The following is a 25,607-nucleotide window of genomic DNA, read 5'->3' as shown; positions in this document are numbered from 1 at the left end:
ACAAACTTGGGCGAGGGCCTGTCCGACACTGACCCTTATGGCCATTTTTGGCTTCGTAACTACCTGAGATCGCTAGACCGGAAATGGATGAAAAGGATTTCTCGGACACGTCGCTACAGAAGTACCTTACCACGGGGTCCGCGCAGAAAGTGTCCCAAATTGTCCCCACTCTACAAAGAAACGCGACGGGGACAACGGAAAGAGGAACCACAGCCCATCGCGTTGATTAGGTTTTTTTGGAGGCGGCAACCGGATTCGAACCGGTGAATAACGGTTTTGCAGACCGCTCCCTTACCACTTGGGTATGCCGCCGATCGTGTGCCTTCTGCTTAACGGAAACGGTGTCCCCTGTCAAGAAGGAGTTTGCGCCGATTCGTGGGGGGTGTTCCGCGGCGGCGCTGATTGCAGTGCTTTTGCCTTGCGGTAAAAGTCCACGAAGTAGGCTCCAGCCGACCAGTATCCAAAGGCCAAAGAGATCCAGAGGAAAACCGTTCCCGTCACCCACAGGGGGCGTTGCAACCGTTCCCAATGAAGAAGAAGACAGAGAAGAGCCACGGTTTGGGAAACCATCTTGTTTTTACCCATGCGGCTGGCGTCCAGGATCAGTCCTTGGCTGGCGGCAATGGAGCGCAGCCCGGTGATGATAAATTCGCGCCCAATAATAAGAAAAACCATCCAGGCATGCACCTTGCCCAACTCAATGAGCATGATCAGGACGGCGCAGGTGAGCAATTTATCGGCTAAAGGGTCAAGAAGTTTTCCCACGGAAGTGACGAGATTGTGGCGGCGCGCCAAAATGCCGTCCAGGTAGTCGGTCAAGGAGGCCAAAACGTAAAGGGCAAAAGCCAGGTTTTGCAGACGTCCCGACGTGGGAGGAATGAGAATGACAATGATGACGGGAATGGCGAGAACCCTTAAGTAGGTCAAAAGGTTCGGCAACGCCGTCAAGTTTTTTCGAGAAAAATCGTCTCGCGTCATTGTCTCTTGTAGTGCATATAGTTTCGCAGCACGGCACGCAGGTAGGCGTTGGTTTCCGGAATGGGCGGTATGCCGCCGTAAAATTCCACGGTTTGGGGGCCGGCATTGTAGGCCGCCAGCGCCAGCAGCAGGCTATTGTTAAATCGAATCAGCATTTCCTTAAGATACCGAGTGCCTCCCAGGATGTTTTCCATGGGATCAAAGGGATTGGTGACCCCCATATCGTGAGCGGTCTTCGGCATGAGCTGCATGAGTCCCATGGCGCCCTTGGGAGACACCGCCCGCGGATCAAAATTGGATTCGGCCCTGATGACCGCTCGAATCAGCCTGGGATCGATGCCATGAATCACCGAAGCCTGATGGATATGGTCATCATAAGGCGTTTCGGATGTCCACGAAGGCACACTGATCTTGGGCAGAGGCGGCAAGGCCACCTTTTGAAACCGCGGACTTGACGGGACATTGGTGAAGTGCACCACCCCCTTTTCATCCACGTACTTGTAGATGGCTCCGGCATCGGCGTCGCTCGCTATGGCCCATGTCTGCAGTGTCACGGCGAGCATCACAGCAAAGATTTCTGGGGAGAGGCGAAAACGTGCCACGAGTCGATCCGCCATCTTCGTCCTCCTCATGCCCATGCCGAACCAGCCTATTTCTTTTCGACTTTCTCCCAATCCTTTAAAAACTTTTCCAGCCCCACATCCGTCAAAGGATGTCGCACAAGCTGGGCGATGACCGCATAGGGAATGGTGGCAATATCCGCGCCCATGCGAGCTGCTTCCAACACGTGCATGGGATGGCGAATGCTGGCCACAATGACTTCCGTATCAAACAGGTAGTTGGAAAAAATATCCTCGATCTGCGAAACAATCTGCATGCCTGAAGCGGCGATATCGTCCAGGCGCCCCACAAACGGGCTCACATACGTCGCCCCTGCTTTGGCGGCCAGCAAGGCCTGCAGGGGAGAAAAGACCAATGTGACATTGGTCTTGATACCCTCATCGGCACAAACCTTGACCGCTTTGAGGCCTTCTTCGGTCATAGGAATCTTGACCACCACATGGTCATCAATGGCGGCCAGTTCTCGAGCTTCGGCGACGAGATCCTCTGCCGAAGTGCTCACCGCCTCGGCACTCACCGGAGCCTGCACCACCTCACAGATCTTTTTGATATGCGCTCGAAAAGCTTCACGGTGCGCAATCCCTTCCTTGGCGATCAGGGACGGATTGGTGGTGACACCGTCCAGAACACCAAGGGCGTGGGCCTTTTGGATTTCTTCCAGATTCGCCGTATCGATAAAAAACTTCATCCTCTTTTGGACCCCTTTCTTTGTTTTTTCAGGAAGGCGTCACGGCACGTGGGGCTGCAAAAAAATACCGTCTTGCCGTCGATCCGCTCGGAAACGCCTTTCGTTTTGAAAAAATACGCCCCGCACTCAGGGTCCCGTATGAGCTCAGCTTCCTGGGCATTCACGGCATGATTGTCGTGTTTCCAAAAGGTTCCCAGTCGAGGCTTGAGCCATCGGTAGGCGGCATAGACAAGGAGGGCAAAGAGCAAGAGTCGAATCATAGGGCTTTCCACCGCTGCACAGCTTGCGATTGCACGTCAGGACGCTTTAGCAGTTCAAGCACCGAAACGCCCAGCACGGGATGCACAAACTGCGGGCACACTTCCGATGCCGGTTCTAAAACAAACCGTCGCTCGTGCGCTCGAGGGTGCGGAATCACGAGGCCCTCCTCATGGATCATGCGATCCCCGTAGAAAATGATGTCCAGATCCAGAGGGCGTGGTCCCCAACGCACCGTACGCACCCGTCCAAACATCTTTTCCAGGTCCAACAGCGCCGACAGCAGCTCTCGAGGGCTCAAGACGGTTTCCCCGAGGACGGCTCCGTTGATGAACCACGGTTGGTCCGTGTAGCCGATGGGTTCCGTTCGATACAGGGAGGAGACGGCGACGGCGCGAAAGCCCTTTAGGCGCAAAAGGGCTTTCACAGCCTCTCGGCACGATCCTTCCAGCCCCTCGACGTGGTCACTCACATTGGCCCCAAAACCGATGAGCACAGGGACAGCGTTTTCCCACTCTTCCCATCCGTTTCTCATCGGTTTCACCACCTTCTCGGCCCCAAAAGCCCTTCCTCTTCGGCCGAAGCTACCAAGAAAGCTTAAGAATGCGATGCACAGCTTCCCGCACGCGTTCCTTATCCACGGTCAGAGCCATACGCACGTAGCCTTCTCCGGGTGCGCCGAATCCGCTTCCCGGCGTTGTGACGATGCCGGCTTCCTTAAGGAGTTTCGCAGTGAAATCGGCCGACGACATGCCCTGGGGCGTCGGGCACCACACATAAAAGGTGGCCTTGGGGGGTTGAGCGTTCAGTCCTGCGCGGCGCAGCCCTTCGATGAGAATGTCGCGCCGTTTCTGATAGATGGCTTGCATTTCTTGAACGCATTTTTGATCGCCGTCCAAAGCCTCCACGCCGGCAAGTTGCACCGCGTTAAAAACGCCCGAGTCCACGTTGCTTTTGATCTGCGCAAGGCCTGAGATCACGTGCGCATTGCCGACGGCAAACCCGATGCGCCAACCCGTCATGTTATAGGTCTTGGACAGGGAATGAAACTCAATGCCCACGTCCATGGCCCCTGGCACTTGGAGAAAACTCATGGGACGGTAGTCGTCAAAGGCTATTTCGGAATAAGCGGCATCATGACACACGATGATGTCGTAGCGCTTGGCAAAAGCCACCACCTCTTCAAAAAAGGCCGCGTCCGCCACAGCCCCCGTGGGATTGTTGGGATAGTTGATAAAAAGCAGCTTAGCGCGCTGAGCCGTTTCTTCGGGAATGGCGCTCAGATCCGGAAGGAACCCGTTCTCCTTGACCAAGGGCATGATGTGGGATGTTCCCCCGGCAAACATCACGGCCACCTGATACACCGGATAGGCGGGGCTGGGCACCAGGGCCACATCCCCAGGATTGATGAACGCCAGGGGCAGGTGAGCGATGCCTTCCTTGGATCCGATGAGGGTCAAGACCTGCGTGGAGGGATCCAGATGCACGTCAAAACGTTGCTTGTACCAACGGGCCACCGCATCCCGAAAGGCGTTCATTCCCGAATACAAAGGATACTGATGGTTCGCCGGGTCTTGAGCTGCCGTTTGAAGACGCTCAATAATATGCGAGGGTGTGGGAAGATCCGGATCGCCTACGCCCAAGTTGATCACATCTACGCCCTTGGCCAGAAGTTCCGCCTTGAGTCGATCGATTTCTTTGAAAAGGTACGGGGGAAGATTCTTCACTCGATTCGCAAAATCCACATTCATGAGTGCCTCCGCTGCATCATTGCGCAATCCCCAAAACATCCAACATGCTGTACAATCCGGCCGGCTTACCCACAACCCATTTCGCGGCCAAGATAGCCCCCCGTGCGAAGTTGTCACGGCTATGAGCTCGATGGGTCACTTCGATGCGTTCCCCCATGCCGAGAAAAAACACCGTGTGTTCCCCCACCACGTCACCGCCTCTTAAAGTCTGCACGCCAATAGCATCCCGAGGTCTTTCTCCGATGAGGCCGTGGCGGGCGTACACGCCCACCTCATCCATCGCAAGGCCTCGCGCCTGAGCCACGGCTTCGGCCAGCTTTAACGCTGTTCCACTGGGGGCGTCTTTCTTGAACCGATGATGTGCTTCCACGATTTCCACGTCGTAGTCCGGACCCAGAAGACGGGTCATGTCCCGAAGAATCTTGAAAAGCACATTGACCCCGATGCTCATGTTGGGGGCCAGAACGCAGGCGATTTCCTGTGCGAGCGTTCCAATGTGTTCCACCTGGGTCGGGTTGAATCCTGTGGTCCCGATGACCACAGCCTTGCCCGCGGCGGCCGCCGCTTTCATGTGGTTCAAGGAGGCTTCGGGAGCGGTAAAGTCAATGAGAACGTCGCAACGTTCCAGGACACGTTCCACGGCGTCTTGCACGAGCACGCCACTGGGTCGAGAGCCGCTCAATGTCCCTAGATCGCACCCCACCACGGCATGCCCCGGTCGTTCACAACCGCCCACCAGTGTGATCCCATCCGTTTGGCTCAGGATCTGCGCAGTGCGCGATCCCATGCGGCCTCCGATTCCGGCTACCGCTGCTCTCACCATGGCGGCTCCTTTCGTTCTAAATCAAGCCATAGTCTTTCAAGGCGCCCGTCACTTTTGCCTTGCTGGCTTCTGTCAAGCCCACCAGAGGCAGACGCACCTCATCGCTTTGAATCTTGCCCATCATCTTCAGCGCGGCTTTCACGGGAGCCGGGTTGGTTTCCACGAACATGGCATGGCACAAAGGCAGCAGCTTGTAGTAAAGAGCGTAAGCTTCCCGGAACCGACCCTGAAGGAGGTGCGTGCACATGTCTGCCACGTCCCGAGGCGCGATGTTGGAAACCACGGAAATCACCCCTTTGCCGCCGACGCACATCAAAGGGAACGTGATGTAGTCCTCGCCGGAAAGCACAGTGAAGTGATCGCCGCAGAGCCGAATGATGTCGGTGATCTGTTTCATGGATCCTGTGGCTTCCTTGACGCCCACGATGTTGGGAATTTGAGCCAACCGAGCGATGGTTTCCGGTTCCATGTTGACGGCCGTGCGACCCGGAATGTTGTAGACGATAATCGGAAGATTCACCGTTTCGGCCACTTCTTTGAAATGCTGATAGAGGCCTTCTTGGGTCGGTTTGTTGTAATAGGGAGCGATCATGAGGGCCGCATCCGCGCCGCATTCCTTGGCGTGTTTCGTCAATCGAATGGCTTCCGTGGTGTTGTTGGAACCGGTGCCGGCAATGACCGGAACACGCTTTTTCACCTGGTCCACCGTGATCTCCACAACCCGTTCGTGCTCTTCGTGGCTGAGCGTGGCGGATTCACCGGTGGTGCCGCAGGGCACGATGCCGTGAGTGCCGTTTTCGATCTGAAATTCAATGAGATCCCTCAGTGCTGGTTCGTCAATGCGACCGTTTTGAAAGGGCGTGACGATGGCCACAAAGGCTCCCTCAAACATGATTCCCTCCTGTCTTCTCGAGATTCTCAACGTCATTGGTTGTGTTTTCCAGATGCCGCGCCGAGGGTCTCCGTCCACAAAAGGCCCTCGTAGACCACTCGGGCATCCCCTTCTAGAAAAACATCGCGAAACTCTTCTCCCTCCTGGTGAAAATGAATCACCAATGTTTCCCCGCTTTGTGTCTCAACGTGCACGGGAGGGCGCACATAGCCGTGAGCGGCAGCGATAAGGGCGGCGGCGATGGATCCTGTACCGCAGGCCAGGGTTTCTTCTTCCACTCCGCGCTCATAGGTTCGAATCTTTAGTTGTGACGGGCCGAGAACCGCGACGAAATTGGCGTTGGTTCCCGCCGGCGCAAAGAGGGAATGATACCGAAGAGCCCGTCCCACGCTGAAAACATCCCACTGGGAGAGGGTATTGGGGGAGTCGAGAAAAAAAACCACGTGAGGCACGCCTGTGTTGATGGCATGAACGCACAGGGTTTGGTCCGCAACGACCACGTCCACGTTGGGTCGGTAGCCGTGAGGGGGCGTCATCTGAACGCGCACGCGAAGGCCGTCCACATGGGCTTGGATCTTTCCCGCCAGTGTCCGAAAGGTCATGGTCGAGCGCGAAACAATGCCCTGCAGATGAGCGAATCGAGCGGCGCAGCGCGCTCCATTACCGCACATTTCCGCTTCACTGCCGTCCGCGTTGTAGAAGCGCCAGGCAAAGTCGCATTCTGGATCGTTTTCAATGAGAATGACACCGTCCGCACCGGCCGAGAGTTTCCGACGGCACACGGCTTTCACCAGGTCTGGGCATCGCTCGGAGGGAATCATTCCTCGGCGGTTGTCAATGAGAATGAAGTCGTTTCCGGAACCGGTCATTTTGAAGAAAGGAATGCGCTCCATGAAGCCGCCTCACATCAAGGGAATGTTTTCCAGCCGAACCAAATCGTCCCATGTTTCTCGGCGTCGAATCACATGGTAGGTCTTTCCGTCCACAAGGATTTCGGCGGGTCGTGGTCGGGAATTGTAATTGGAGGCCATACTGAACCCGTACGCTCCCGCGCTCATCACTGCCAACAGATCCCTTGGAACGAGCCGAGGCAGCGTTCTTTCTCGGGCAAGAAAATCACCGCTTTCGCAGATGGGGCCGACCACGTCCACGGTTTCCTGTTCCCTTTCCGAAGGCACCACGGGCTGAATATGATGATAGGCCCCATACAGGCTTGGGCGAATGAGGTCGTTCATGCCGGCGTCCACAATGACGAAATGTTTCGTGGGCGTGCTCTTGGTGTACAAGACGCGGGTGACCAAAATGCCGGCATTGCCCACGATGACGCGACCCGGCTCAAAGATGAGCGTGCAGGAAAGGCCGTTCATTTCCTTGAGAATCGCTTCGGCGTATTCAACGGGGTGAGGGGGGGCCTCGTCAGCATAGGTAATGCCCAAACCGCCCCCGAGATCCAGATAGTGTATAGGAATACCCAGAGCGTGGAGCCGCTCCATCAGAATGCGCAATCTCTTGAGGGCATCCACAAAAGGTTGGATCTCGGTCAGTTGGCTGCCGATGTGACAGTCAATGCCCACCACCTTGATATGGGGGAGTCGAGTGGCGTGCCGGTAGCTCTCAATGGCCTCGTCCACACGAATCCCGAACTTGTTCTTTTCCATGCCTGTCGTGATGTAGGGATGGGACTTAGGGTCCACATCGGGATTGACCCGCAGGGCAATTCGGGCCGTGCACCCAAGGGCTTGAGCCCTCTGGCTGATGGCTTCCAGTTCTTGGCGCGATTCAATATTGAACATGAGAATGTCTTCGGAAAGGGCATAGTCGATCTCTTCCCGGGTTTTTCCTACGCCCGAATAGACGATCTTAGCCGGCGGAATGCCGGCTCGGCGTGCTCGAAAAAGTTCCCCCCCGGAGACAATGTCCACACCGCCGCCCAGAGAACCCAAAAGGGCCAAAATGGCCACATTGGAATTGGCCTTCACGGAATAGCAGGTCAGATGTGGAATGCGGGAAAAAGCCCCGTCAAAGACTTGAAAATGGTGCGTCAGGGTGGCTCGGCTGTAGATATAGACCGGCGTTCCCACGTCCTGCACGATGGTTTCCACCGGGACATCTTCCCCGTACAATCGTCCATGGCGGTACTGAAAATGGTGCATCGTCTTTCCCTTCACAGCCGGCAATCATCGGCGAAAGTCGTTGAATCGCACGTGGCGCACTTCCACCCACTTGGAAAGCAGCCCTTCCTTATGTGGAGCGTCGGGGCTTACCGAAGAAACGGCATAGGCGTACACCTTGTTGGGTTCCACCTTGGCGTCGATGAATGGTGGCTTATTCAGGGGCTCACCGGTCAAGCGGACAATGGTCTTGCCGTCGCGGCGGTACACGTGGTAGCCGGCAACAGGCTGAGCGGATTCCGTCCAGTGCACTTCAATTTTTTCTCTTAAAGGCACGGCCCACACGGTGGTGGGCGGAGGTGGCGGCATTCTTTCAGGAGCCCGTATCAATGCACTTTCCGTCCAGGGGCCGGAAACCTCCGCATCCAAAACCCGAAGGACCGGCCGCACGCGGTACTGGTAATGCTCCTGCGGTTGCACCGAGGTGTCCAGGTAACTATTCCCCTGGAGAAATTCCGGATTCAGAGTTTCCCACTCCAACCCTTTTTGACGTCGCTCAATGAGAAAGGACGTTTTGGGATCCGGCATCTTGTCGGCGGTCATGGGCGCGTCCCAGCGGACCAGAACGCCACGTTGATCGGCGCATGTTTCCACTTTTTTCACGGGTCGGGGGGGTGCGCTCAGGTGAACGCGCGTGGGAGCCGACAGGGACAATGTACGTTCCTTTTTGTCCACGATGGCAATCCAATACCGATAGACTTCTTCGGCTTGTGCCGATGTATCGGTCCACTCCACCATGCCGTGGGCAACCTGCCATGGACCTTGGCTCGCGGGATCGATGCGCACCAGGGTTTCGACGGCTTCCGGAGGACAGTCCCCACATTGGACCCGCTCCAGGTCGGTACGTTCCCGTTGGACCACAAAGATGAGGTCACCAGGCCGTTTTTTTTCGTGGACGATCGGCGGAATGGGCCATGTGAGTCGCACCTGCCCGTCGACCAGTTCCACTCGAATGTCCACAACCTGAGGTGGTTTTTCAAGACCTACGGGGCGGGGGGGCGTTTTCTTGCCGCAGCTGCCTGCAAAAATCAAGGCGACCATCAAAAAGGCGCGGATCTGCCACGCTTTTCCAAACTTTTCGCGATTCAGTGAACATGCGCGCATGGTGAAATCCTTTATGATTATCGCCTCGGACAGTGCCCGAGTGCCGAAGCCAAGGCCATTGGAAGCCGATGCGAACGAAAAGACATCTCATTGATGCGGCCTAAGCCGAAAATGCCCGTTTCGCCTCGGGTTGTTCCTCGTGCATGATCGCGGAAACGACACGGAAATGATCCTTCCGTGAGCGCCTCACACCGCAGGCGGAGCATCGACATGGACGCGCTCAAGCCTTGCGTGCGTCTCAGCCCGCACCGCATCAATAGCTTCACGAACTCTTTGAGGACTGGTTCCACCATGGGATGTGCGCCGTTCCACGGCGCTGTGCAGGGAAAGGACCGCAAAGAGGTCCGCATCCAAGGCCTTGTGAAATTTCTTGAGTTCCTCCACGGAACAGTCTGAGAGATCCTTACCGAGCTTTTCACAGTGGTGCACCATTTGTCCCACCACATAATGGGCCTTCCGAAACGGAACGCCTTTGCGCACCAGATAATCCGCCACCTCCGTCGCCAGGGCATATCCCTGGGCTGCAGCCGTCTCCATGCGGTCCTGATTGAACCGCAGTTCGGGAAGCATCTTGTTCAGCACGGCCAGAGTTTGTCGCACCGTATCGGCTGTGTCAAAGGCGGGTTCTTTATCCTCCTGAAGGTCTCGATTGTAAGTCAGGGGCAGGTTCTTGACCAAGGCGAGCAGCGCCATGAGGTTGCCGTAAACGCGGGCACTCTTGCCACGCATGAGTTCCGGCACGTCGGGGTTCTTTTTCTGAGGCATGATGCTTGAGCCGGTGCAGAAGGCATCGCTGATGTCCACAAAACCGAATTCCACAGTGGACCACAAGACCAATTCCTCGGCAAGGCGGCTGATGTGCATCATGAGGATGGCCGAGGCGGCGCAAAATTCGATCAAATAGTCGCGATCGCTCACGGCGTCCATGCTGTTGCGCGTGATTCGGGGAAAGCCCAGAGCCTTGGCGGTCATTTCCATATTGATGGGAAAGGTGGTGCCCGCAAGGGCCGCGCTGCCCAATGGAAGCACGTTGATGCGATCAAAACACTGGGCCAGGCGCTCTTCGTCTCGAAGAAACATTTCCGCGTAGGCCATGAGGTGATGGGCCAGCAGCACGGGCTGCGCATGCTGCAGATGGGTATACCCTGGCATCACGATATGCAGGTTTTTTTCCGCCAGTCCGCTCAAAATGTTCACCGTTTCCAGAAGCAGACGGCGGCACTCCAAGACCACGTCCCGCATGAACAGCCGAGTGTCCAAGGCGATTTGATCATTGCGGCTCCGGGCCGTGTGCAGTTTTCCTCCTAGCTCGCCGATCTTTTGCATGAGGCGCTGTTCCACGGCCATATGAATGTCTTCTTGCGAGGCATCCAACAACAATTCTCCCCGCTCAATTTCTCGAAGAATCTCCCCAAGGCTTTGAACAATCTGCGAGGCTTCTTCATGGGTGAGAATGCCGCATTCAGCCAGCATGCGACAGTGGGCGATGCTGCCTTGAATGTCGTAGCGGTACAGGCGCCGGTCACAGTGAATGGATGCCGTGTATTCTTCCACCAAAGAATCCGTGGGCTGCTCAAATCGCCCCTGCCACATCTTTTCAGACATGTGTTCGTCCTCGTGCGCGGCTTCTGACAAGATTCTGGACCCGCAGACGCAAACCCTGCAACCGTATGAAACCGCTGGCGTCGCTTTGTCGATAAACATCCTCTTCTTCAAAGGTTGCCAATTGAGGATCATACAGGGACTGGTCCGATTTTCTGCCGATGACCGTGCAATGGCCCTTGTAGAGTCTCAGGCGAACGGTGCCCGTGACATTTTCCTGGGATGCATCGATCAAGCTCTGCAAAGCCACCCGTTCCGGCGCGTACCAAAAGCCGTTGTAAATGAGCCTGGCATATTGCGGGATCAAGGAATCGCGAAGGAACATGACTTCTCGGTCCATGGTGATGGATTCCATGGCTCGGTGGGCCGTTCTTAAAATGGTGCCTCCAGGGGTTTCATACACACCGCGGGATTTCATACCCACAAAGCGGCTTTCCACCACGTCGGCTCGGCCCACGCCATGGCGGCCGCCGATGCGATTGAGAGTGTGCAGCAAAGCGGCTGGCGTCATGGATTGGCCGTTTACCGCGATGGGATCGCCTCGAAGAAAGTCCACTTCAACCACTTCTGGCTCATTTGGCGCGTCCCGAGGGTCCACCGTCATCGTGAACATGGATGGATCCGGTTCCCGCCATGGATCTTCCAAAATGCCCCCTTCGTAGCTGATGTGCAGCAGGTTCGCGTCACAGCTGTAAGGCTTTTCGGGAGTGACGGGGACGGGGATGCCGTGCTTGCGGGCAAATTCCAGAAGGGCTTGCCTGGACTTTAGGTTCCATTCGCGCCAGGGGGCGATGACTTTTAGATGCGGTGCGAGCGCGGTATAGGTGAGCTCAAAGCGCACCTGGTCGTTACCCTTGCCGGTTGCCCCGTGACTGAGCGCATCCGCGCCTTCTTCCTGAGCAATTTCCACCTGTCTCTTGGCGATGAGCGGTCTCGCGATGGCCGTGCCGAGCAGATACTGTCCCTCGTAAATGACATTGGCGCGAAAGGCCGGAAAGACAAAGTCTCGAACGAATTCTTCGCGAAGATCCTCCACTCTCGCTTTGACGGCTCCCGTGGCCAGAGCCTTCTTTTCGATGGCCTGCAGGTCGTCTCCCTGGCCCAGGTCCGCCACAAAGGCGACGACGTCATAGTCATAGGTTTCGATTAGCCACTTGAGAATAATGGAAGTGTCCAAACCCCCGGAATAGGCCAAAACCACTTTGCTCATGCCCATGATCGCTCGGTTCTCCTTACCCTCCAAGAAGGGTTTCGCTGTCGCTTTTTCTCGTCGTTGCTTGCCAAAACCGTCAAGAGACGTCCTACATACCGGAAAATCGCGCATTTTGACAAGAGATACTACGACGCCAGAAGCCATCGAAGGAGCGCCGCTTGCGCATGCAACCGGTTTTCGGCCTGGTCGTAAACGACGGACTGCGGTCCCTCCAGGACATCCTCTGTAATTTCTTCGCCCCGATGCGCGGGAAGACAATGAAGGACAATGGCTTCCTTGGGCGCCTTGGCCAATAGCGCCGCGTTCAACTGAAAGGGCCAAAAAACCTTGCGGCGCTGTTCCGCTTCATGCTCCTGGCCCATGCTGGCCCACACATCCGTATTGATCACGACGGCTTCCCTCACAGCCTCTCCAGGGTCATCATAAAGGCCGATGTCGGCGATCCCCTCCCGGCGGGCTCGTTCCAGCACCCGAGCTGACGGCCAATAACCTTCCGGGCATGAAATATTCAATCGAAAACCCAATCGCGCCGAGGCATTGATCCAAGAATGGGCCATGTTGTTGCCGTCCCCGATCCAGGCCACCACCACATTGTCCAGGCGCTTTTTCTTTTCCATTACGGTCACCAGGTCGCTGAGAACCTGACAGGGATGACACAGATCCGTCAATCCGTTGATCACGGGAATGGAGGCATGCCGCGCCAGGGTCACCACATCCTCATGATCGTAGGTGCGCACCACCAGAGCCTCGATGTAGCGGGATAAAACCTTTGCCGTATCCGAGAGGGGTTCCGATCGCGAAAGCTGCGTGTCGTGAACGCTCAAAAAGGTGCAGGCCCCGCCCAGCCGATGCATGGCCCCTTCAAAGGACACCCGGGTTCTCGTGGAGGGCTTGTTAAAAAGCAGCCCCAAAGTCTTCTGGTACAGCACGGGTTTCAGCCTACCCTGAGACCAGTCCCGTTTCAGTTGAAGGGCTTGATCGATAAGGGAAAAAATCTCCTCCCGCGTCACATCCCACAGACTGAGAAAGTCTCTTTTCATGGCGTCCACTCCTTGAGCACGGCGTCCAGGACCTCGATGAGCCGGTCAATGTCGTCCTTGGCGATGATGAGAGGCGGGACGAAGCGCAGCACCGTTTCATGCGTGCAATTGATAAGAAAACCCCTTGTGAGGCACTGATCCACCACGGCTTTCCCGGAATCCGCCAGTTCCATTCCTAAAATGAGCCCTCGGCCCCGAACGTCTCGAACCTTTTCCGCGTGCCGTAATTGAAGATCCCGAAGTCTTTCCAGAAAATACTGCCCCTTGTCTCGCACCGCCGCAAGAAAGGACTCTTGCGCAATCAGTTCCAAAACCTTGCCGGCGGCCGCGGTTACCAGGGGTGTGCCGCCAAAGGTGCTAGCATGGCTTCCCGGGGTAAAGGCGCGAGCGGCCTGTTCCGTGGCCAGCATGGCCCCGATGGGCAGTCCGTTGCCCAAAGCTTTCGCCAGGGTCATCACATCCGGGGTGACCCCAAGCTGCTCATAGGCAAAAAGGGTTCCCGTGCGTCCCATGCCCACCTGAACTTCGTCAAAAATCAGAAGAACATCCCGCTCCGTGCAGAGCTCTCGAAGCTCTTTAAAAAACTCGGCATGCCCAAGCCGGACGCCGCCTTCTCCTTGAATGGGTTCCACCAACACGGCGCACACCTGAGGGGACATGGCCCGACGCACCGCCTCGATGTCGTTGTAGGGCACAAAGAGAAAGCCTTCCACCAGGGGTTCAAAGCCTTTGTGCACCTTTTCCTGACCAGTGGCCGACAGAGTGGCCAGAGTGCGGCCGTGAAAGGAGTCTTCCATGGTGATCACATGAAAACGTCCTGGGCCGTATTTGTCCCGACTGTATTTTCGAGCCAACTTAATGGCGGCTTCGTTGGCTTCAGCACCACTGTTGGCAAAGAAGACACGGTCGGCAAAGGAGCGGCGGAGTAGAGCGTCGGCGAGAGCGGTTTGAGGGCGTGTGTAGAACAGATTGGACACGTGGACCAGGGTTTGCGCCTGGCGACAGATGATCTCCGTCACTTCGGGATGACAATGACCCAGGTTGCACACGGCAATACCGGCCACAAAATCGATATATTCTTTGCCGTCGGCGTCCCACAATCGGCTGCCTTGGCCTCTTTCCAGCACCACAGGATAGCGGGCATAGGTGGAACAAACCACCTGGTCACACAAGGTCATCACGGGATGTGTCATGAGCCCATCCTTTCCTGGAATCTCTTGGAAGGTTGTGAAGGAACGATTTCGGTACCGATCCCTGAGTCGGTGAAGAGTTCCAAAAGCACGGCGTGGGGAATGCGTCCATCAAGGATGGCCACCTTTTTGACGCCCCCTTGGACGGCGTCCATGGCGCACTGCACTTTGGGAATCATTCCCCCTTTGAGGCCCTCGTCCTGAATGAGTTCCGCGGCTTCGGCCACAGAGAGGGTGGAAATGAGTTCGCCTGCCGCGTTGAGCACTCCAGGCACATCGGTCATGAGCACCAGTTTTTCAGCATTCAACGCAGCCGCCACTTTGCCGGCGACCAGGTCAGCGTTGATGTTGTACGTTTCTCCAGACTTACCCACCCCCACAGGTGCAATGACCGGAATGACATGACTCTTTTCCAGCACTTTCAGGATTTCCACATTGACACGTTCCACTTCGCCCACGAGGCCGATATCAATGATTTCCGGAGGCTGGTCGTCTCCCAGGTATTTGAAAAGATGCATCTTGCGCGCCTCGATGAGCATACCGTCCTTGCCGCTCAGGCCAATGGCGCGCCCGCCATGGCGGTTGATGAGAGCCACAATCTCCTTGTTCACCTTTCCAGCCAGCACCATCTCCACCACATCCATGGTTTCTTCATCGGTGACCCGCATGCCTTCCCGAAAATCCGACTTCTTGCCGACACGGTCCAGCATGCGGCCGATCTGAGGTCCTCCGCCATGGACCACCACGGGATGAATCCCGATGTATTTCATGAGCACCACGTCCTGAGCGAAGCTTTCCTTCAAGGCTTCGTCCTTCATGGCGTGGCCTCCGTATTTGATCACCACCATCTTTCCTGAAAACTGCCGAATATAGGGCAAAGCCTCGATGAGTAACGCGGCGGCATCTCGCATCACGGCTGTGTTCCTCCTTGGCGAAAACAAGGCTTAAAGAATGTAGCGGCTTAGGTCCTCGTCCTTAACGATGTCTTCGAGGGTTTGTTTCACGTAGTCTCGCGTAATGTGCAGGGTTTGGCCTTTGAGCTCGGGCGCATGAAAGGAGATGTCCGACAACAACTTTTCCATAATGGTGTGCAACCTTCGTGCGCCGATGTTTTCCGTACGCGTGTTCACTTGGTAAGCGATGTCCGCAACCTCTTCGATGGCTGCGTCGTCAAAGACCAGAGTGACGCCTTCTGTGGCCAGCAAGGCAATGTACTGAGTGATCAGAGCGTTTTCCGGTTCTTTGAGGATACGGACAAAATCTTCCTTGGTCAGGGATTGGAGTTCCACGCGAATGGGAAAGCGTCCTTGGAGTTCAGGAATGAGTTCCGACGGCTTGGCGATGTGAAAGGCGCCGCTGGCAATAAAGAGAATGTGATCCGTACGCACCAGACCGTATTTGGTGGTCACGGTCGATCCTTCCACTATGGGCAAAAGGTCCCTCTGCACACCTTCTCGGGACACATCGGGCCCGCGAGTGCCTTCGCGTCCCGCGATCTTGTCGATCTCATCGATAAAGATGATTCCGGAATGCTCCACCCGTTCGATGGCTTGCCGTATGACCTTGTCCATGTCGATGAGCCGCTGCGATTCCTGGTCCACCAGAATCTCGCGAGCTTCGGGGATCTTCACCTTGCGACGCTTGGTGCGCCGGGGAAGCATCGAACTGAGCATTTCTCGAAAGTTGTAGTCCATTTCTTCCATACCGGCACTGGCAAAAAGATCAAAGACCGGTACGGAGCGATCTTCCACTTCCAATTCCACATAGCGATCGTCCAGAGCCCCTTGGCGCAAAAGTTTTCGTAGCTTTTCTCGAGTGGCATCGGCCTGTTGTGTTTCTTCCTGGGCCGTTTTGGCCTCATTGGACTCATGGACTCGACTGGAGGCGGCCGCGCTGTGCCGAGAAGGGGGAAGAAGAATGTCCAGAAGTCTTTCCTCCGCCAGTTCTTCGGCTTTGAGGCGAACGGTTTCCATTTCTTCTGAACGCACCATATTGACGGCCAGATCCGCCAGATCTCGAATCATGGATTCCACGTCGCGGCCCACATAGCCCACTTCGGTGAACTTGCTGGCCTCCACCTTGAGAAAAGGGGACTGGGCCAACCGTGCTAGGCGGCGCGCGATTTCCGTCTTTCCCACGCCCGTCGGGCCGATCATGATGATGTTTTTGGGAGCAATTTCATCCCGCAGGTGTTCCGGCACCTGTTGGCGGCGCCATCGGTTTCTCAGGGCGATGGCCACCATGCGCTTGGCCTCTTTTTGGCCGATGACGAACTTGTCCAATTCCCGTACGATTTCCGCCGGCGTCAGGGGTTGCTGCATGGTGTCACAACTCCTCTATGGTAAAAGACTCATTGGTGTAGATGCATAATTGGGCGGCGACCTTCATGGCCTCTTCGGCCACCGTGCGCAAGGCAAGGTCCGTGTGCGTCAAAAGGGCTCGAGCTGCCGCCAAGGCGTAAGGGCCTCCCGAACCCACAGCGGCAAGACCGTCGTCGGGTTCGATGACATCGCCCGTGCCGCTCAGGATCAAGCACTGGCTGCGATCGGCGGCTATGAGCAGGGCTTCCAGGCGTCGAAGGGCCCGATCCATACGCCAATCCTTGGCCAGCTCCACGGCGGCTCTTTTCAGATTGCCGTTGTATTGCTCGAGCTTGGTTTCCAACCGTTCAAAAAGGGTAAAGGCATCGGCGGTGGCTCCCGCAAACCCGGCGAGAATCTGATCGTGATACATCTTGCGCACTTTGCGCGCCTGCTGTTTCATGACGGTATCGCCAAAAGTCACCTGGCCGTCTCCGGCCATGACCACGTGCTGCCCTCGATGAATGGCCAAGACGGTGGTGCCGTGCATGCGGGTCCACGAACTGGGGGAAGATGGCGTTGAGAGCATGCCTGTCCTTTCCTGCGTTAAATCCTAAAATTCTTTCGAGAAGCCCTTCCGTCGCAGCGGCGCAAGCCGTGATGCCTGATCTCGCCTTGCGGCGCTCCCACTGAAAGAAACAAAAAACGGCCCCCAAGAGCCATTCTAAGCCACGCTCCTACGAGTTGGGTTTACGGCTACGAGGATGTGCGGCGTCGTAGACACTCATCAGCCGATCCATATCCACGCGTGTATATCGCTGTGTGGTGGAAAGCCCGGCGTGTCCCAGCAGCTCCTGAATACTTCGAAGATCTGCGCCGGAACTTAACAAATGCGTGGCAAAGCTGTGGCGAAGCCCGTGAGGACTCAAAGGGCGCCACTGGCCGGCGTCGCGAAGTCTTTGCGTCAAGAGGCGCCGCACCGAACGATCCGACAGTCTGCCGCCTCGAGCATTAAGGAACACGGCGTTTTGGTCATAGGGCCCGTGCCATTGGCTGTGAAAGGCTTGAAGGTATCGGCCGATGGCTTCCACCGCCTTGGAACCGATGGGCACGACGCGTTCCTTGGAGCCTTTTCCCATAGCGCGCACCACGCCTTCCTGTCTGTCCAGGTGGTCGTGGTTGAGGCGCACCAACTCCCCGACGCGCAGCCCGGTGGCATAGAGGGTTTCAAAAAGGGCCCAGTCCCGCAACGTGGTCCAAGGGGCCGAAAGGGCCTGAGCTCTTTTTTGCAAATCATCGAGAAAGGCGAGCATTTCGTCCACATCCAGGAAAGCCGGCAGCGTAACGCTGACCTTGGGCGAACGCAAAGAACGAGCGGGATTGTGGGCGAGTCGCTGTCTTTCCAAAAGAAATCGAAAAAAGGAGCGGTAAGTGGCCAGGGCTCGCGCCTGGCTGCTCTTTGCCAGCCGTGGATGCCTGTGAAAAACGAATCGACGCAGGTTGGCTTCCGACAAGTCGTCCATGTCCAGGTGCGATCGACCCAAAAGGTGTTGAAGAAAGAGATACCACTGCGCCAGATCGACCCCGTAGCTTTTCACCGTTGCCGGGCTCATCGCCCTTTGAGAACGAAGAAAGTTCAAGAAATCCTTAAGCGCCATGACGGCCGGCCCGTCAAGACTTTGAAAGACCCGATGCAGCAACGACCCCGTCTCGCGACTCATGTTCGAGCTCCCACTGTGTGCCCACTCAGGGCGTGCCGTTGAAAAGCTATAAAGAATCAGAAAACCGACGGAAGAGAAAGACTTTTCTTGAGCTGTCAGCCAAAATCTTTGAACCCACGCACCTCCGTGCCAAGCCGGGATTGTTCTTGACTTTTCTCGCACGCTTCATCTAAGAACCTCACTTGTGCTTTTCCTCCTAAAGTCCGCGGCGACACTGACCGGTCTCACCACACCCACCGTAACGGTTCGGATTCGGCTGGTGAATCGCCGTTTTTTGGTTTTCGGCAAGCACTGAAGCAATCGCCCCGCTCAAGACACGGGGCACAGGCGAAGAAAGGAATGACACATGATCGAATCTGTAGACAAGGTTCGAACTTTTGCCATCATTTCCCACGGCGGTGCCGGAAAGACCTCTTTGGCCGAGGCCATGCTGTTTACGGCAGGCGTGACCACGCGATTGGGCAAGGTGGATGACAACACCTCCGTCATGGATTTCGAGCCTGAAGAAGTGAGCCGCAAGATCACCATCAGCATGGCCCTGAACACCTTTGCTTGGAAAAAGCATGCCTGCACCATCATCGACACGCCGGGGGATTTTAATTTCATTGCGGAAACAAAGAGTTCCCTGCAGGGTGCAGATGCGGCTGTGGTGGTTGTGGACGCCATCGACGGCGTCAAGGTGCAGACAGAAAAAGTCTGGGAGTTTGCCGAAGAACTGGGCCTGCCGCGTATGGTGTTTATCAGCAAGATGGATCGGGAACGGGCCGATTTTGTTAAGACAGTGGAAAACATTCGCCGGCAACTGGGTTCCCGATGCGTGCCTTTGACAGTGCCCGTAGGAAGTGCCGAAAACTTTCAAGGCGTTGTGGATGTGCTGACCGGCAAAGCCTTCTTTTACGGTCGCGGAGACACCGGCAAGTTCGATGTCAAGGAAGCGCCCGCAGACGCGCTGCAGCTGGCGGCCCAGTACAAAGAAATGCTTGTGGAAAACGTGTGCGAAGCTAACGATGCCCTTCTGGAAAAATACTTGGAAGGTCAGGAATTGACCCCAGAAGAGATCGTGGGGGGCTTGCGCGGGGCCGTGATCGCCGAACGCCTCATTCCCATCGCGTGTGGTTCCGGCACGACCAATGTGGGAACGGCCCAGGTTTTGGACATCATTGTGGATTGTTTTCCTTCCCCTCTAGATCGAGGCTCCAGAAAAGGTGTCTCCTTGGACGGGGCCGGCGAGGTGGTTCGGGAACCTGACCCCGCCGCGCCCTTCTCCGGCTTGGTCATCAAGACCATCAGTGATCCTTATGCCGGGCGCTTGTCGGTCGTGCGCATCTTTTCCGGGACCATCAAACCGGATGCCAGCGTTTTCAACAGCACGAAAAAATCCAAGGAACGTTACGGGCAGCTTCTGCGCATCAAAGGAAAGGCACAGGAAGGGATTCCTGAAGCCGGGCCCGGTGAGATTGTGGCCGTGGCCAAGCTCAAGGAAACGACAACGGGGGACACATTGTGCGACGAGAAAAACCCCGTGGTCTTTTCGTTCCCTGAGCTGCCCGCTGCGGTCTATTCCTTGGCCATCGAACCCAAGAGCAAGGGCGACGAAGAGAAGATTTTCAGCTCCCTGGCACGACTCATGGAAGAGGACTTGGCCCTCAAGCTGGAACGCAACGATGAGACCAAGGAAATGATTCTTTCCGGCATGGGAGAAATTCACATCGAAGCCACCATTGACAAGCTCAAACGCAAGTTCGGCGTCGAGGTCAACCTTAAGCTTCCCAAAGTACCCTACAAGGAAACCATCAAGGGCAAGGCCAGGGTGCAGGGCAAATACAAGAAACAGACGGGAGGTCGGGGTCAGTACGGTGATTGCTGGATTGAGATGGAGCCGCTCCCTAGGGGCGAAGGCTTTCAGTTCGTGGACAAGATTGTGGGCGGCGTGATACCCAGGCAATACATTCCGGCCGTGGAAAAGGGCATTGTGGAAGCCGCTCGGGAGGGCGTGCTGGCGGGCTATCCCGTGGTGGATTTCAAGGTGGATTTGGTGGACGGCTCTTACCACGCCGTGGATTCCTCGGAAATGGCCTTTAAGATCGCCGGATCCATGGCGTTTAAGAAGGCGGTCGTGGAAGCCAAGCCCACCTTGTTAGAACCCATTGTTGTGCTGGAAGTGACCATTCCGGATGATTGCCTGGGCGATGTCATCGGAGATCTCAACTCACGGCGCGGAAAAGTGTTGGGCATGGACAGCGAGGGGAGCAAGCAGATCGTTCGAGCGCAGGTGCCTTTGGCGGAAGTTCTTCAATACGCACCGGATCTGCGGTCCATGACGGCCGGCCGAGGCATGTTCACCATGAAGTTTTCCCATTACGAAGAAGTGCCGGCTCAGCTTCAGGAAAAGATTATCGAAGCGGCCAAGGCCGAGAAAGCCGAAAAGGGGTAAACGGCCCTTTTTATTGCTCCATGACAGCGGAACCGCTATCGGGGTTCCGCTTTTCTTTTTCTTTGGCGTCCACAACGACCTTTCCTGGCCCCCACGGCCTGTGTATATAAATGATGGTTTCCTGAAGAACTCCGGGAACCCAAAAACTCTGCGGCGCTTGATGTTTTTGGGGCGCAGTGGACCGTGGGATGGAGAGCATGCATGACGGAGGAGCGCACGACATCGCCCCGTGAACCCCAAGAGGATCAGCGGGTTCCATTGGCCATGAAAATCCAGAAATTGACCGTTTCCGAACGGATCAAGCTGGCCCTGATCGGCAATAAGGAAACGCGTACCCTGCTCATGCAGGATCCCAACCGTGCCGTGCAGATGGCGGTTCTGGAAAATCCAAAGATCACGTCCTCGGAGATTGTCGGGTTTGCCAATTCGAGAAACATCAGTGACGAAGCCTTGCGCAAGATTGCTGAAAACCGCGAATGGTCCAAACTGTACCCGGTGCGCCTGGCTTTGGTCAAAAATCCCAAAACCCCCGTAGGCATTGCCCTCAAGTTGGTCTCCACACTGATCGTTCAGGATTTGAAAATTCTTGCCAAGAGCAAATCCGTATCCAGTGTGATTGTGCAAGCGGCTCGGCGTCAATTGGAACGCGCTCAGAAATGAGAAAGGGGGAAAGCGTGAGTGGGTGTCGTCAAACACTGGCGGTTATTACGGTCAGCGACAAGGGAAGTCGGGGTGAGCGGGAGGATCTTGCCGGCGCGGCGCTCTGGGAAAGGCTGCATCGGGAAGGCTTCACGGGAGTGTGGCGGATCGTGGTGCCGGATGAGCCAGCGGCCATTCAAGAGGCGCTGGAGGAAGCCGCAGATCGACGCGGCGCGGCGCTTGTCATCACCACTGGCGGCACCGGCGTGTCTCCAAGAGACGTCACGCCGGAGGTGACAGCCGCTTTTTGTGATCGGCTCATTCCCGGCATGGCGGAAGCCATGCGCCTGGAAAGCCTGAAAAAAACACCCCATGCCATGCTCTCTCGGGCCGTGGTGGGCATTCGAGGCCAAAGCCTCATTGTTAACCTTCCTGGAAGCGTCAAAGGGTGTCTTGAAAACCTTGAAGCCGTTTTGCCCGCCTTGCCTCACGCTATGGCGAAAATTCAAGGAGATACCGCCGACTGCGGCGGTTAAAAAAGGACGTGCACAAGCACGTCCTTTTCGGCACGCGCACAAAAGCCTTTTCAGAAAGACCTATTCCTCGGCCTATTCCCCGCCCGATCCCACGCGGCTTCTCTTGGCCGCATACATCTCACGAACGGCTTGCTTCTTGGCTTCAAATTCGTCGCATATCCCGCGCAACTCCTCGTCGATCTTTTTCATTCCAGCTTCCGCTTCTTCCACATTGCGCATCTGGGTCATAACGGCCGGATCCGATGTCAGGGATGGCTGGCCTTCTTTGAGTTTGACATAGACCACAGATCCCAGCCCGCTGTAGGCTTTGCTGAGGTTTTTCTGCGACTTGCTCACAGCAACCCGCTTCATTTGGGTCTTCAAAATTTTCATCTTCCATAGATACAAGATGGTCGCGTATTCTAAGACCCGATAGCCCATTTTCGTCAGTATGGCGATGACATTCTGGATCACTCCACTCATGCGCTCCTCCTTTTGCCAGCCTCCTTCAGATTCCAACCCATAATACGTTGAAAGTGATCGGTCATTTTGTCCAAATGCGAACCCGGCCAGTACACGCGTCCACACGAGGGGCAACGGCTGAAAGCGGGCGCTGTGGCGTAGACAAACTCAGGGACACGCCCCGCAATCTCTTCCTTGGCCACGTCCTCCAAAACCCCATTGCATTGCAAGCAGCGGCTGAAAGGGTCCGCCTCTTCCAGGCGAACAAGGCCGGCGTCCGCCAGTTTGCGGCACTGCTCTGGCCACCGGGTGGCTTGGCAGAATAAAACGCCGGGCACATGACGCCAGCGCGTATTGCCTGTGACGACCACATATCCTTCGTGCCGCAAGGTCTGAATCTGCGAGGCGGTCTCAATGGATCCGTATCTCGCGTCATAGCCCAAGATTCTCAGGCATTTTGCCACTTTTCCCAGCATGCGATCAACAAAAAACCGTGGCCGATGTTCCATGGGATTCCGCCTTTGATGATCAGGCCGTGTCGATTCTTCAAGACCTCCTCGGTCCGACACCCATGTTCGACCGAAAACTCGTGGTTCTGTTTCGTGGAAGCGCCCCAAAATGCAATGGGGCATTGAAGCCTGGGCCGCTTCCGCATGTGGCCTTCCGGAATCAGCTGCCGGGCATGTAGGCGCTCTTTGGCTTGATCAGCGGATTTCCACCACTTGTACAGCGTCGCCAAGCAAAGGAAGTTTAAAGGTCTCCGGTGCCACACGCGCCGTTTGGCGCACGAACGTTCGTGTCAGCTCCACAGTGCCCGTGGCACTGTAAAAGGTCAAGGACGTGGGAATGTCACGTTCATGGCCTTCCGCCTCGTAGTGAAAAAGCACGAAAAGAGGCGTTCCGGCATCGGAAAAATCCATGCGACACAAGCGTTCCTGGTCCGCACAAAGCCGAATGTGTCTGAGAGGTGCTAGCTCCCGTTCCTCTGAATCCAAGACGACTGTTTCATCCTCACGCCTTCGCGCCACGGCCCCGTCAAGGACGTGCTCGGAAGGCAAACCCAGCAGGGTAGGGGCCAGTTCGGTTCCAGAAAGACGAATACCCAGGAGTTTTTCCAACAGAGCGCCTTGTCGCACCGACGTGTACACGGTCCTTTCAGGAACAATCCACAGGATGGATTGGGTGCGGTTGAGGAGAAAGAGCCCTTGAACCTGACCCCAGGCATTGAGGATTTCCAGGCGAAGATGCTCGGGCAGGGACGCGGTGACCAGGATTCTCGCGCGCCAGACCCTTTCCAGCGAATCCGTCCATCGGACCTGATAGCCGGCTTCGAAACGTTTCCACGCTTCATGACGTGCCATCAAGGACTGTTTCCACGCCTGCGGGTGCCATGCAGCAGGCGGACGCTCATGGTCCTGCGCCGTCGGGCGAGGCACGGCGCAGGCGGAGAGAAAAAGAGCCACGGTGCACAGGCACAACCCAAAGGAAAAACGGGCAAGCGGCTTCATTGAATTTGCTGTATCTTTTGCTGGATCAGGTTCGGGTTTTCATGTCCCTTTTCCAAGGCCTTTTCATAGGCTTGCCGGGCTTCCAGCAGTCGGTCCAGTGCCTTAAGAATGTCCCCGTAGTGCTCCAAAATGATCGGATCATCGGGGACCAGTTCCAAGGCCTTGCGAATCACCTGAAGGGCTTTGGCATAGTCGCCCAAGCGGTAAAGCACCCATGCCAAGCTGTCCATGATGTAGCCGTCTTGAGGCTCTTTCTCCAAGGCACGTTCAATGAGTTCTTTGGCTTCGTCGAGACGAACACCTCGGTCCGCGTAGGTGTAGCCGATGTAATTCAGAGCCCCCGCGTGCTCTTTGTCCATTGTGAGAATCTTTTGCATGACTTCCAAGGCTTCATCTTTGCGATTCAAGCGGTCGAGCACGATGCCTTTGCGAAACAACAGTGGCACGGTTTCTCCGCCCACGGCGATCCCTGCGTTGAGGCTTTCCAACGCCTTGGCGTAATCTTTCGTCTCTTCGTAAAGGTAGGCCAGGTAAAGGTAGAAATCGACCACTTGAGGTTTGGCGCGCAGGGCCTTTTCCAAGCATTGAATGCCTGATTTGTGATCGTTGAGCTTGGCAAACAAAACGGCTAAACGCATTTGCGCCGCCTCCCACAAGGGGCTTCCTTCCGGAATGAGTCGAAGGTTCACCACCGCCTGTTCCAAATCGGCCCGCTCCCCTTTTTCCTCGTAGGAAGTCGCCAAGTAGTAAAGGGCCTGGTCGTATTGCGGCCGATCTTTCAAGAGAGCCTGAAAGTCAGAAATGGCTTCCTGGACCTTGTGTTGTTGCAGGTGGATAATGCCGATCTTGAGACGGCTTTCAAGGTCTTCGGCGTCCTGCTGAGACAGCACGCGCAGCTGCTCCAGCGCCTTGTCATAGAGTTTTTCACGAATGTAGAGGTTGCTCAGTCGAGTGCGTGCTTGATGGTGCCCTGGATTGATGGCCAGAAGACGAAGGTAGGTGGCTTCTGCTTCCGCAAACCTTTCGGTCACTTCGTAAATGTAGGCAAGGTCCAAGAGGGCGCGATCGAAAAAAGGATTGATCTGCAGAACTTCCTGATAAGCCGCTTCCGCCTGGTCGTAAAATTTCATGTCCAGAAAAACCCGCGCCTTGTAGTAGTACGCCAGGGGATTGTCCGGGAGCAGCGTCTTGAGGTGTTCCAGGGCCTCCAAAGCTTCCCGAAAGCGGTTTTCCTGAGCGTACAAAGTTCCCAGCAGAAGATACGCATCGTGGTTGCTGGGATTAATGGCGATGACGCGCCGATAAGCATCAATGGCCTTGCTGTTGTGGCCTGTGCCGGCGTACAGTCGCCCCAAAAGAATGAAGGCGCTTTCGTAAGAGGGATCCACCTCCGCGGCTTTTTCCGCCAGCCTGAGGGCCTCTTGCACCTTGCCTTGACGCACGTACAGGACGGCCAGGTCCGTCAAAATAGTGGGGTTGTCGGGGTCGAATTCCAGGGCTTGCTTGTACGCCTTAATGGCCTCTTCCGGCTCATTGACCCGAAGATAGTATTGGGCTAACAGATAAGCAGCATAGGCTTGGGACTTGGGCAATTCCGGCATGGCGCCGGGAACAGAAGGTCCCGTTCGCAGACCGATGATGCTGCAGGAACTGAGAAGCATGACAACCACGAAGGCCAAGCATGTGTTTTGGGCGTG

Annotated in this window: 26 protein-coding genes and 1 tRNA gene; 3 read left to right on the top strand and 24 right to left on the bottom strand. The window is 56.1% G+C overall.

Annotation, left to right across the window (positions count from 1 at the left end; all coding sequences use genetic code 11):
• Positions 1-237: 237 nt before the first annotated feature.
• From ACUVSA_RS04865 to ACUVSA_RS04770, 20 genes are all read right to left on the bottom strand, one after another.
• Positions 238-312: transfer RNA gene (locus tag ACUVSA_RS04865), tRNA-Cys, on the bottom strand.
• Between the two features lie 39 nt (positions 313-351).
• The gene (gene pgsA, locus ACUVSA_RS04860) at positions 352-978 is read right to left on the bottom strand and encodes a CDP-diacylglycerol--glycerol-3-phosphate 3-phosphatidyltransferase (RefSeq protein WP_445891762.1); all 627 of its coding nucleotides are present in this window, start codon (positions 976-978) and stop codon (positions 352-354) included.
• On the bottom strand, positions 975-1,595 hold the full coding sequence (locus ACUVSA_RS04855; RefSeq protein ID WP_445891761.1) for a lytic transglycosylase domain-containing protein: 621 nt from the start codon (positions 1,593-1,595) through the stop codon (positions 975-977). Before ACUVSA_RS04855 ends, pgsA begins: the two co-directional genes overlap by 4 nt.
• Before the next feature lie 32 nt (positions 1,596-1,627).
• On the bottom strand, positions 1,628-2,287 hold the full coding sequence (gene fsa / locus ACUVSA_RS04850; protein ID WP_445891760.1) for a fructose-6-phosphate aldolase: 660 nt from the start codon (positions 2,285-2,287) through the stop codon (positions 1,628-1,630).
• The gene (locus ACUVSA_RS04845) at positions 2,284-2,547 is read right to left on the bottom strand and encodes a hypothetical protein (RefSeq protein WP_445893981.1); all 264 of its coding nucleotides are present in this window, start codon (positions 2,545-2,547) and stop codon (positions 2,284-2,286) included. Before ACUVSA_RS04845 ends, fsa begins: the two co-directional genes overlap by 4 nt.
• Positions 2,544-3,080, bottom strand: coding sequence for a 2-amino-4-hydroxy-6-hydroxymethyldihydropteridine diphosphokinase (folK, locus tag ACUVSA_RS04840; protein ID WP_445893980.1), 537 nt, complete (start codon positions 3,078-3,080; stop codon positions 2,544-2,546). The genes ACUVSA_RS04845 and folK overlap by 4 nt, the downstream gene beginning before the upstream one ends.
• Positions 3,081-3,129: 49 nt before the next feature.
• Positions 3,130-4,296, bottom strand: a complete 1,167-nt coding sequence (locus tag ACUVSA_RS04835; protein WP_445893979.1) for an LL-diaminopimelate aminotransferase — start codon at positions 4,294-4,296, stop codon at positions 3,130-3,132.
• A 16-nt stretch (positions 4,297-4,312) separates the two neighbouring features.
• Positions 4,313-5,119, bottom strand: a complete 807-nt coding sequence (dapB, locus tag ACUVSA_RS04830; RefSeq protein WP_445893978.1) for a 4-hydroxy-tetrahydrodipicolinate reductase — start codon at positions 5,117-5,119, stop codon at positions 4,313-4,315.
• Between the two features lie 16 nt (positions 5,120-5,135).
• A complete protein-coding gene (gene dapA, locus ACUVSA_RS04825; RefSeq protein ID WP_445893977.1) occupies positions 5,136-6,011 on the bottom strand; it encodes a 4-hydroxy-tetrahydrodipicolinate synthase in 876 nt (291 codons plus the stop codon).
• A gap of 32 nt (positions 6,012-6,043) precedes the next feature.
• A complete protein-coding gene (gene dapF / locus ACUVSA_RS04820; RefSeq protein WP_445893976.1) occupies positions 6,044-6,904 on the bottom strand; it encodes a diaminopimelate epimerase in 861 nt (286 codons plus the stop codon).
• A 9-nt stretch (positions 6,905-6,913) separates the two neighbouring features.
• Complete coding sequence (gene lysA, locus ACUVSA_RS04815; protein WP_445893989.1) at positions 6,914-8,164, bottom strand: diaminopimelate decarboxylase; 1,251 nt, start codon at positions 8,162-8,164, stop codon at positions 6,914-6,916.
• Positions 8,165-8,188: 24 nt separating this feature from the next.
• Complete coding sequence (locus ACUVSA_RS04810; RefSeq protein WP_445893975.1) at positions 8,189-9,286, bottom strand: hypothetical protein; 1,098 nt, start codon at positions 9,284-9,286, stop codon at positions 8,189-8,191.
• 186 nt (positions 9,287-9,472) lie between these two features.
• Positions 9,473-10,891 carry an argininosuccinate lyase gene (argH, locus tag ACUVSA_RS04805; protein WP_445893974.1) on the bottom strand — a complete coding sequence of 473 codons (1,419 nt, stop codon included), beginning with the start codon at positions 10,889-10,891 and terminating at the stop codon, positions 9,473-9,475.
• On the bottom strand, positions 10,884-12,104 hold the full coding sequence (locus ACUVSA_RS04800) for an argininosuccinate synthase (protein WP_445893973.1): 1,221 nt from the start codon (positions 12,102-12,104) through the stop codon (positions 10,884-10,886). Before ACUVSA_RS04800 ends, argH begins: the two co-directional genes overlap by 8 nt.
• Before the next feature lie 122 nt (positions 12,105-12,226).
• On the bottom strand, positions 12,227-13,141 hold the full coding sequence (gene argF, locus ACUVSA_RS04795) for an ornithine carbamoyltransferase (RefSeq protein ID WP_445893972.1): 915 nt from the start codon (positions 13,139-13,141) through the stop codon (positions 12,227-12,229).
• A complete protein-coding gene (locus tag ACUVSA_RS04790; RefSeq protein WP_445893971.1) occupies positions 13,138-14,334 on the bottom strand; it encodes an acetylornithine transaminase in 1,197 nt (398 codons plus the stop codon). Before ACUVSA_RS04790 ends, argF begins: the two co-directional genes overlap by 4 nt.
• Positions 14,331-15,242, bottom strand: a complete 912-nt coding sequence (argB, locus tag ACUVSA_RS04785; RefSeq protein WP_445893988.1) for an acetylglutamate kinase — start codon at positions 15,240-15,242, stop codon at positions 14,331-14,333. The genes ACUVSA_RS04790 and argB overlap by 4 nt, the downstream gene beginning before the upstream one ends.
• A 33-nt stretch (positions 15,243-15,275) precedes the next feature.
• Entirely contained in the window at positions 15,276-16,652 is a 1,377-nt protein-coding gene (gene hslU, locus ACUVSA_RS04780) for an ATP-dependent protease ATPase subunit HslU (protein WP_445891747.1), read from the bottom strand.
• Positions 16,653-16,656: 4 nt separating this feature from the next.
• Positions 16,657-17,220 carry an ATP-dependent protease subunit HslV gene (gene hslV / locus ACUVSA_RS04775; protein ID WP_445893970.1) on the bottom strand — a complete coding sequence of 188 codons (564 nt, stop codon included), beginning with the start codon at positions 17,218-17,220 and terminating at the stop codon, positions 16,657-16,659.
• A 148-nt stretch (positions 17,221-17,368) separates the two neighbouring features.
• Positions 17,369-18,352 (bottom strand): tyrosine-type recombinase/integrase, encoded by a 984-nt coding sequence (locus tag ACUVSA_RS04770; protein WP_445893969.1) that lies wholly within the window; start codon positions 18,350-18,352, stop codon positions 17,369-17,371.
• A 346-nt stretch (positions 18,353-18,698) separates the two neighbouring features.
• Between ACUVSA_RS04770 and fusA the strand changes: the two genes are divergently transcribed.
• The 3 genes from fusA (at position 18,699) to ACUVSA_RS04755 (ending at position 21,961) form a co-directional block, all read left to right on the top strand.
• Positions 18,699-20,786 carry an elongation factor G gene (fusA, locus tag ACUVSA_RS04765; protein WP_445893968.1) on the top strand — a complete coding sequence of 696 codons (2,088 nt, stop codon included), beginning with the start codon at positions 18,699-18,701 and terminating at the stop codon, positions 20,784-20,786.
• Between the two features lie 201 nt (positions 20,787-20,987).
• Positions 20,988-21,446: a hypothetical protein gene (locus tag ACUVSA_RS04760; protein ID WP_445893967.1), complete on the top strand. Its 459-nt coding sequence runs from the start codon at positions 20,988-20,990 to the stop codon at positions 21,444-21,446.
• Positions 21,447-21,460: 14 nt separating this feature from the next.
• Positions 21,461-21,961 (top strand): MogA/MoaB family molybdenum cofactor biosynthesis protein, encoded by a 501-nt coding sequence (locus ACUVSA_RS04755; RefSeq protein WP_445891742.1) that lies wholly within the window; start codon positions 21,461-21,463, stop codon positions 21,959-21,961.
• A gap of 72 nt (positions 21,962-22,033) precedes the next feature.
• Here ACUVSA_RS04755 and ACUVSA_RS04750 read toward each other — a convergent pair whose 3' ends face one another.
• The 4 genes from ACUVSA_RS04750 to ACUVSA_RS04735 form a co-directional block, all read right to left on the bottom strand.
• Positions 22,034-22,423: a hypothetical protein gene (locus ACUVSA_RS04750; protein WP_445893966.1), complete on the bottom strand. Its 390-nt coding sequence runs from the start codon at positions 22,421-22,423 to the stop codon at positions 22,034-22,036.
• On the bottom strand, positions 22,420-22,911 hold the full coding sequence (locus ACUVSA_RS04745; RefSeq protein ID WP_445891740.1) for a Mut7-C RNAse domain-containing protein: 492 nt from the start codon (positions 22,909-22,911) through the stop codon (positions 22,420-22,422). Before ACUVSA_RS04745 ends, ACUVSA_RS04750 begins: the two co-directional genes overlap by 4 nt.
• A 195-nt stretch (positions 22,912-23,106) precedes the next feature.
• Positions 23,107-23,910: a hypothetical protein gene (locus tag ACUVSA_RS04740; RefSeq protein WP_445893965.1), complete on the bottom strand. Its 804-nt coding sequence runs from the start codon at positions 23,908-23,910 to the stop codon at positions 23,107-23,109.
• A complete protein-coding gene (locus tag ACUVSA_RS04735; protein WP_445893987.1) occupies positions 23,907-25,580 on the bottom strand; it encodes a tetratricopeptide repeat protein in 1,674 nt (557 codons plus the stop codon). Before ACUVSA_RS04735 ends, ACUVSA_RS04740 begins: the two co-directional genes overlap by 4 nt.
• Positions 25,581-25,607 lie beyond the last annotated feature (27 nt).

It is taken from the genome of Desulfosoma sp. (assembly GCF_052743555.1).
This window is presented reverse-complemented; position numbering and strand designations above follow the sequence as displayed.

Excerpts from the sequence above, each read along its gene's own strand:
- pgsA (WP_445891762.1), bottom strand. The coding sequence starts at position 978 with ATGACGCGAGACGATTTTTCTCGAAAAAACTTGACGGCGTTGCCGAAC.
- ACUVSA_RS04750 (WP_445893966.1), bottom strand. The coding sequence starts at position 22,423 with ATGAGTGGAGTGATCCAGAATGTCATCGCCATACTGACGAAAATGGGC.
- folK (WP_445893980.1), bottom strand. The coding sequence starts at position 3,080 with ATGAGAAACGGATGGGAAGAGTGGGAAAACGCTGTCCCTGTGCTCATC.
- hslU (WP_445891747.1), bottom strand. The coding sequence starts at position 16,652 with ATGCAGCAACCCCTGACGCCGGCGGAAATCGTACGGGAATTGGACAAG.
- ACUVSA_RS04760 (WP_445893967.1), top strand. The coding sequence starts at position 20,988 with ATGACGGAGGAGCGCACGACATCGCCCCGTGAACCCCAAGAGGATCAG.
- hslV (WP_445893970.1), bottom strand. The coding sequence starts at position 17,220 with ATGCTCTCAACGCCATCTTCCCCCAGTTCGTGGACCCGCATGCACGGC.
- ACUVSA_RS04810 (WP_445893975.1), bottom strand. The coding sequence starts at position 9,286 with ATGCGCGCATGTTCACTGAATCGCGAAAAGTTTGGAAAAGCGTGGCAG.
- dapA (WP_445893977.1), bottom strand. The coding sequence starts at position 6,011 with ATGTTTGAGGGAGCCTTTGTGGCCATCGTCACGCCCTTTCAAAACGGT.
- argB (WP_445893988.1), bottom strand. The coding sequence starts at position 15,242 with ATGCGAGATGCCGCCGCGTTACTCATCGAGGCTTTGCCCTATATTCGG.
- ACUVSA_RS04790 (WP_445893971.1), bottom strand. The coding sequence starts at position 14,334 with ATGACACATCCCGTGATGACCTTGTGTGACCAGGTGGTTTGTTCCACC.
- argF (WP_445893972.1), bottom strand. The coding sequence starts at position 13,141 with ATGAAAAGAGACTTTCTCAGTCTGTGGGATGTGACGCGGGAGGAGATT.
- ACUVSA_RS04835 (WP_445893979.1), bottom strand. The coding sequence starts at position 4,296 with ATGAATGTGGATTTTGCGAATCGAGTGAAGAATCTTCCCCCGTACCTT.
- ACUVSA_RS04855 (WP_445891761.1), bottom strand. The coding sequence starts at position 1,595 with ATGGCGGATCGACTCGTGGCACGTTTTCGCCTCTCCCCAGAAATCTTT.
- argH (WP_445893974.1), bottom strand. The coding sequence starts at position 10,891 with ATGTCTGAAAAGATGTGGCAGGGGCGATTTGAGCAGCCCACGGATTCT.
- dapF (WP_445893976.1), bottom strand. The coding sequence starts at position 6,904 with ATGGAGCGCATTCCTTTCTTCAAAATGACCGGTTCCGGAAACGACTTC.
- fsa (WP_445891760.1), bottom strand. The coding sequence starts at position 2,287 with ATGAAGTTTTTTATCGATACGGCGAATCTGGAAGAAATCCAAAAGGCC.
- ACUVSA_RS04740 (WP_445893965.1), bottom strand. The coding sequence starts at position 23,910 with ATGAAGCCGCTTGCCCGTTTTTCCTTTGGGTTGTGCCTGTGCACCGTG.
- ACUVSA_RS04800 (WP_445893973.1), bottom strand. The coding sequence starts at position 12,104 with ATGGGCATGAGCAAAGTGGTTTTGGCCTATTCCGGGGGTTTGGACACT.
- fusA (WP_445893968.1), top strand. The coding sequence starts at position 18,699 with ATGATCGAATCTGTAGACAAGGTTCGAACTTTTGCCATCATTTCCCAC.
- lysA (WP_445893989.1), bottom strand. The coding sequence starts at position 8,164 with ATGCACCATTTTCAGTACCGCCATGGACGATTGTACGGGGAAGATGTC.
- dapB (WP_445893978.1), bottom strand. The coding sequence starts at position 5,119 with ATGGTGAGAGCAGCGGTAGCCGGAATCGGAGGCCGCATGGGATCGCGC.
- ACUVSA_RS04770 (WP_445893969.1), bottom strand. The coding sequence starts at position 18,352 with ATGAGTCGCGAGACGGGGTCGTTGCTGCATCGGGTCTTTCAAAGTCTT.
- ACUVSA_RS04745 (WP_445891740.1), bottom strand. The coding sequence starts at position 22,911 with ATGGAACATCGGCCACGGTTTTTTGTTGATCGCATGCTGGGAAAAGTG.
- ACUVSA_RS04845 (WP_445893981.1), bottom strand. The coding sequence starts at position 2,547 with ATGATTCGACTCTTGCTCTTTGCCCTCCTTGTCTATGCCGCCTACCGA.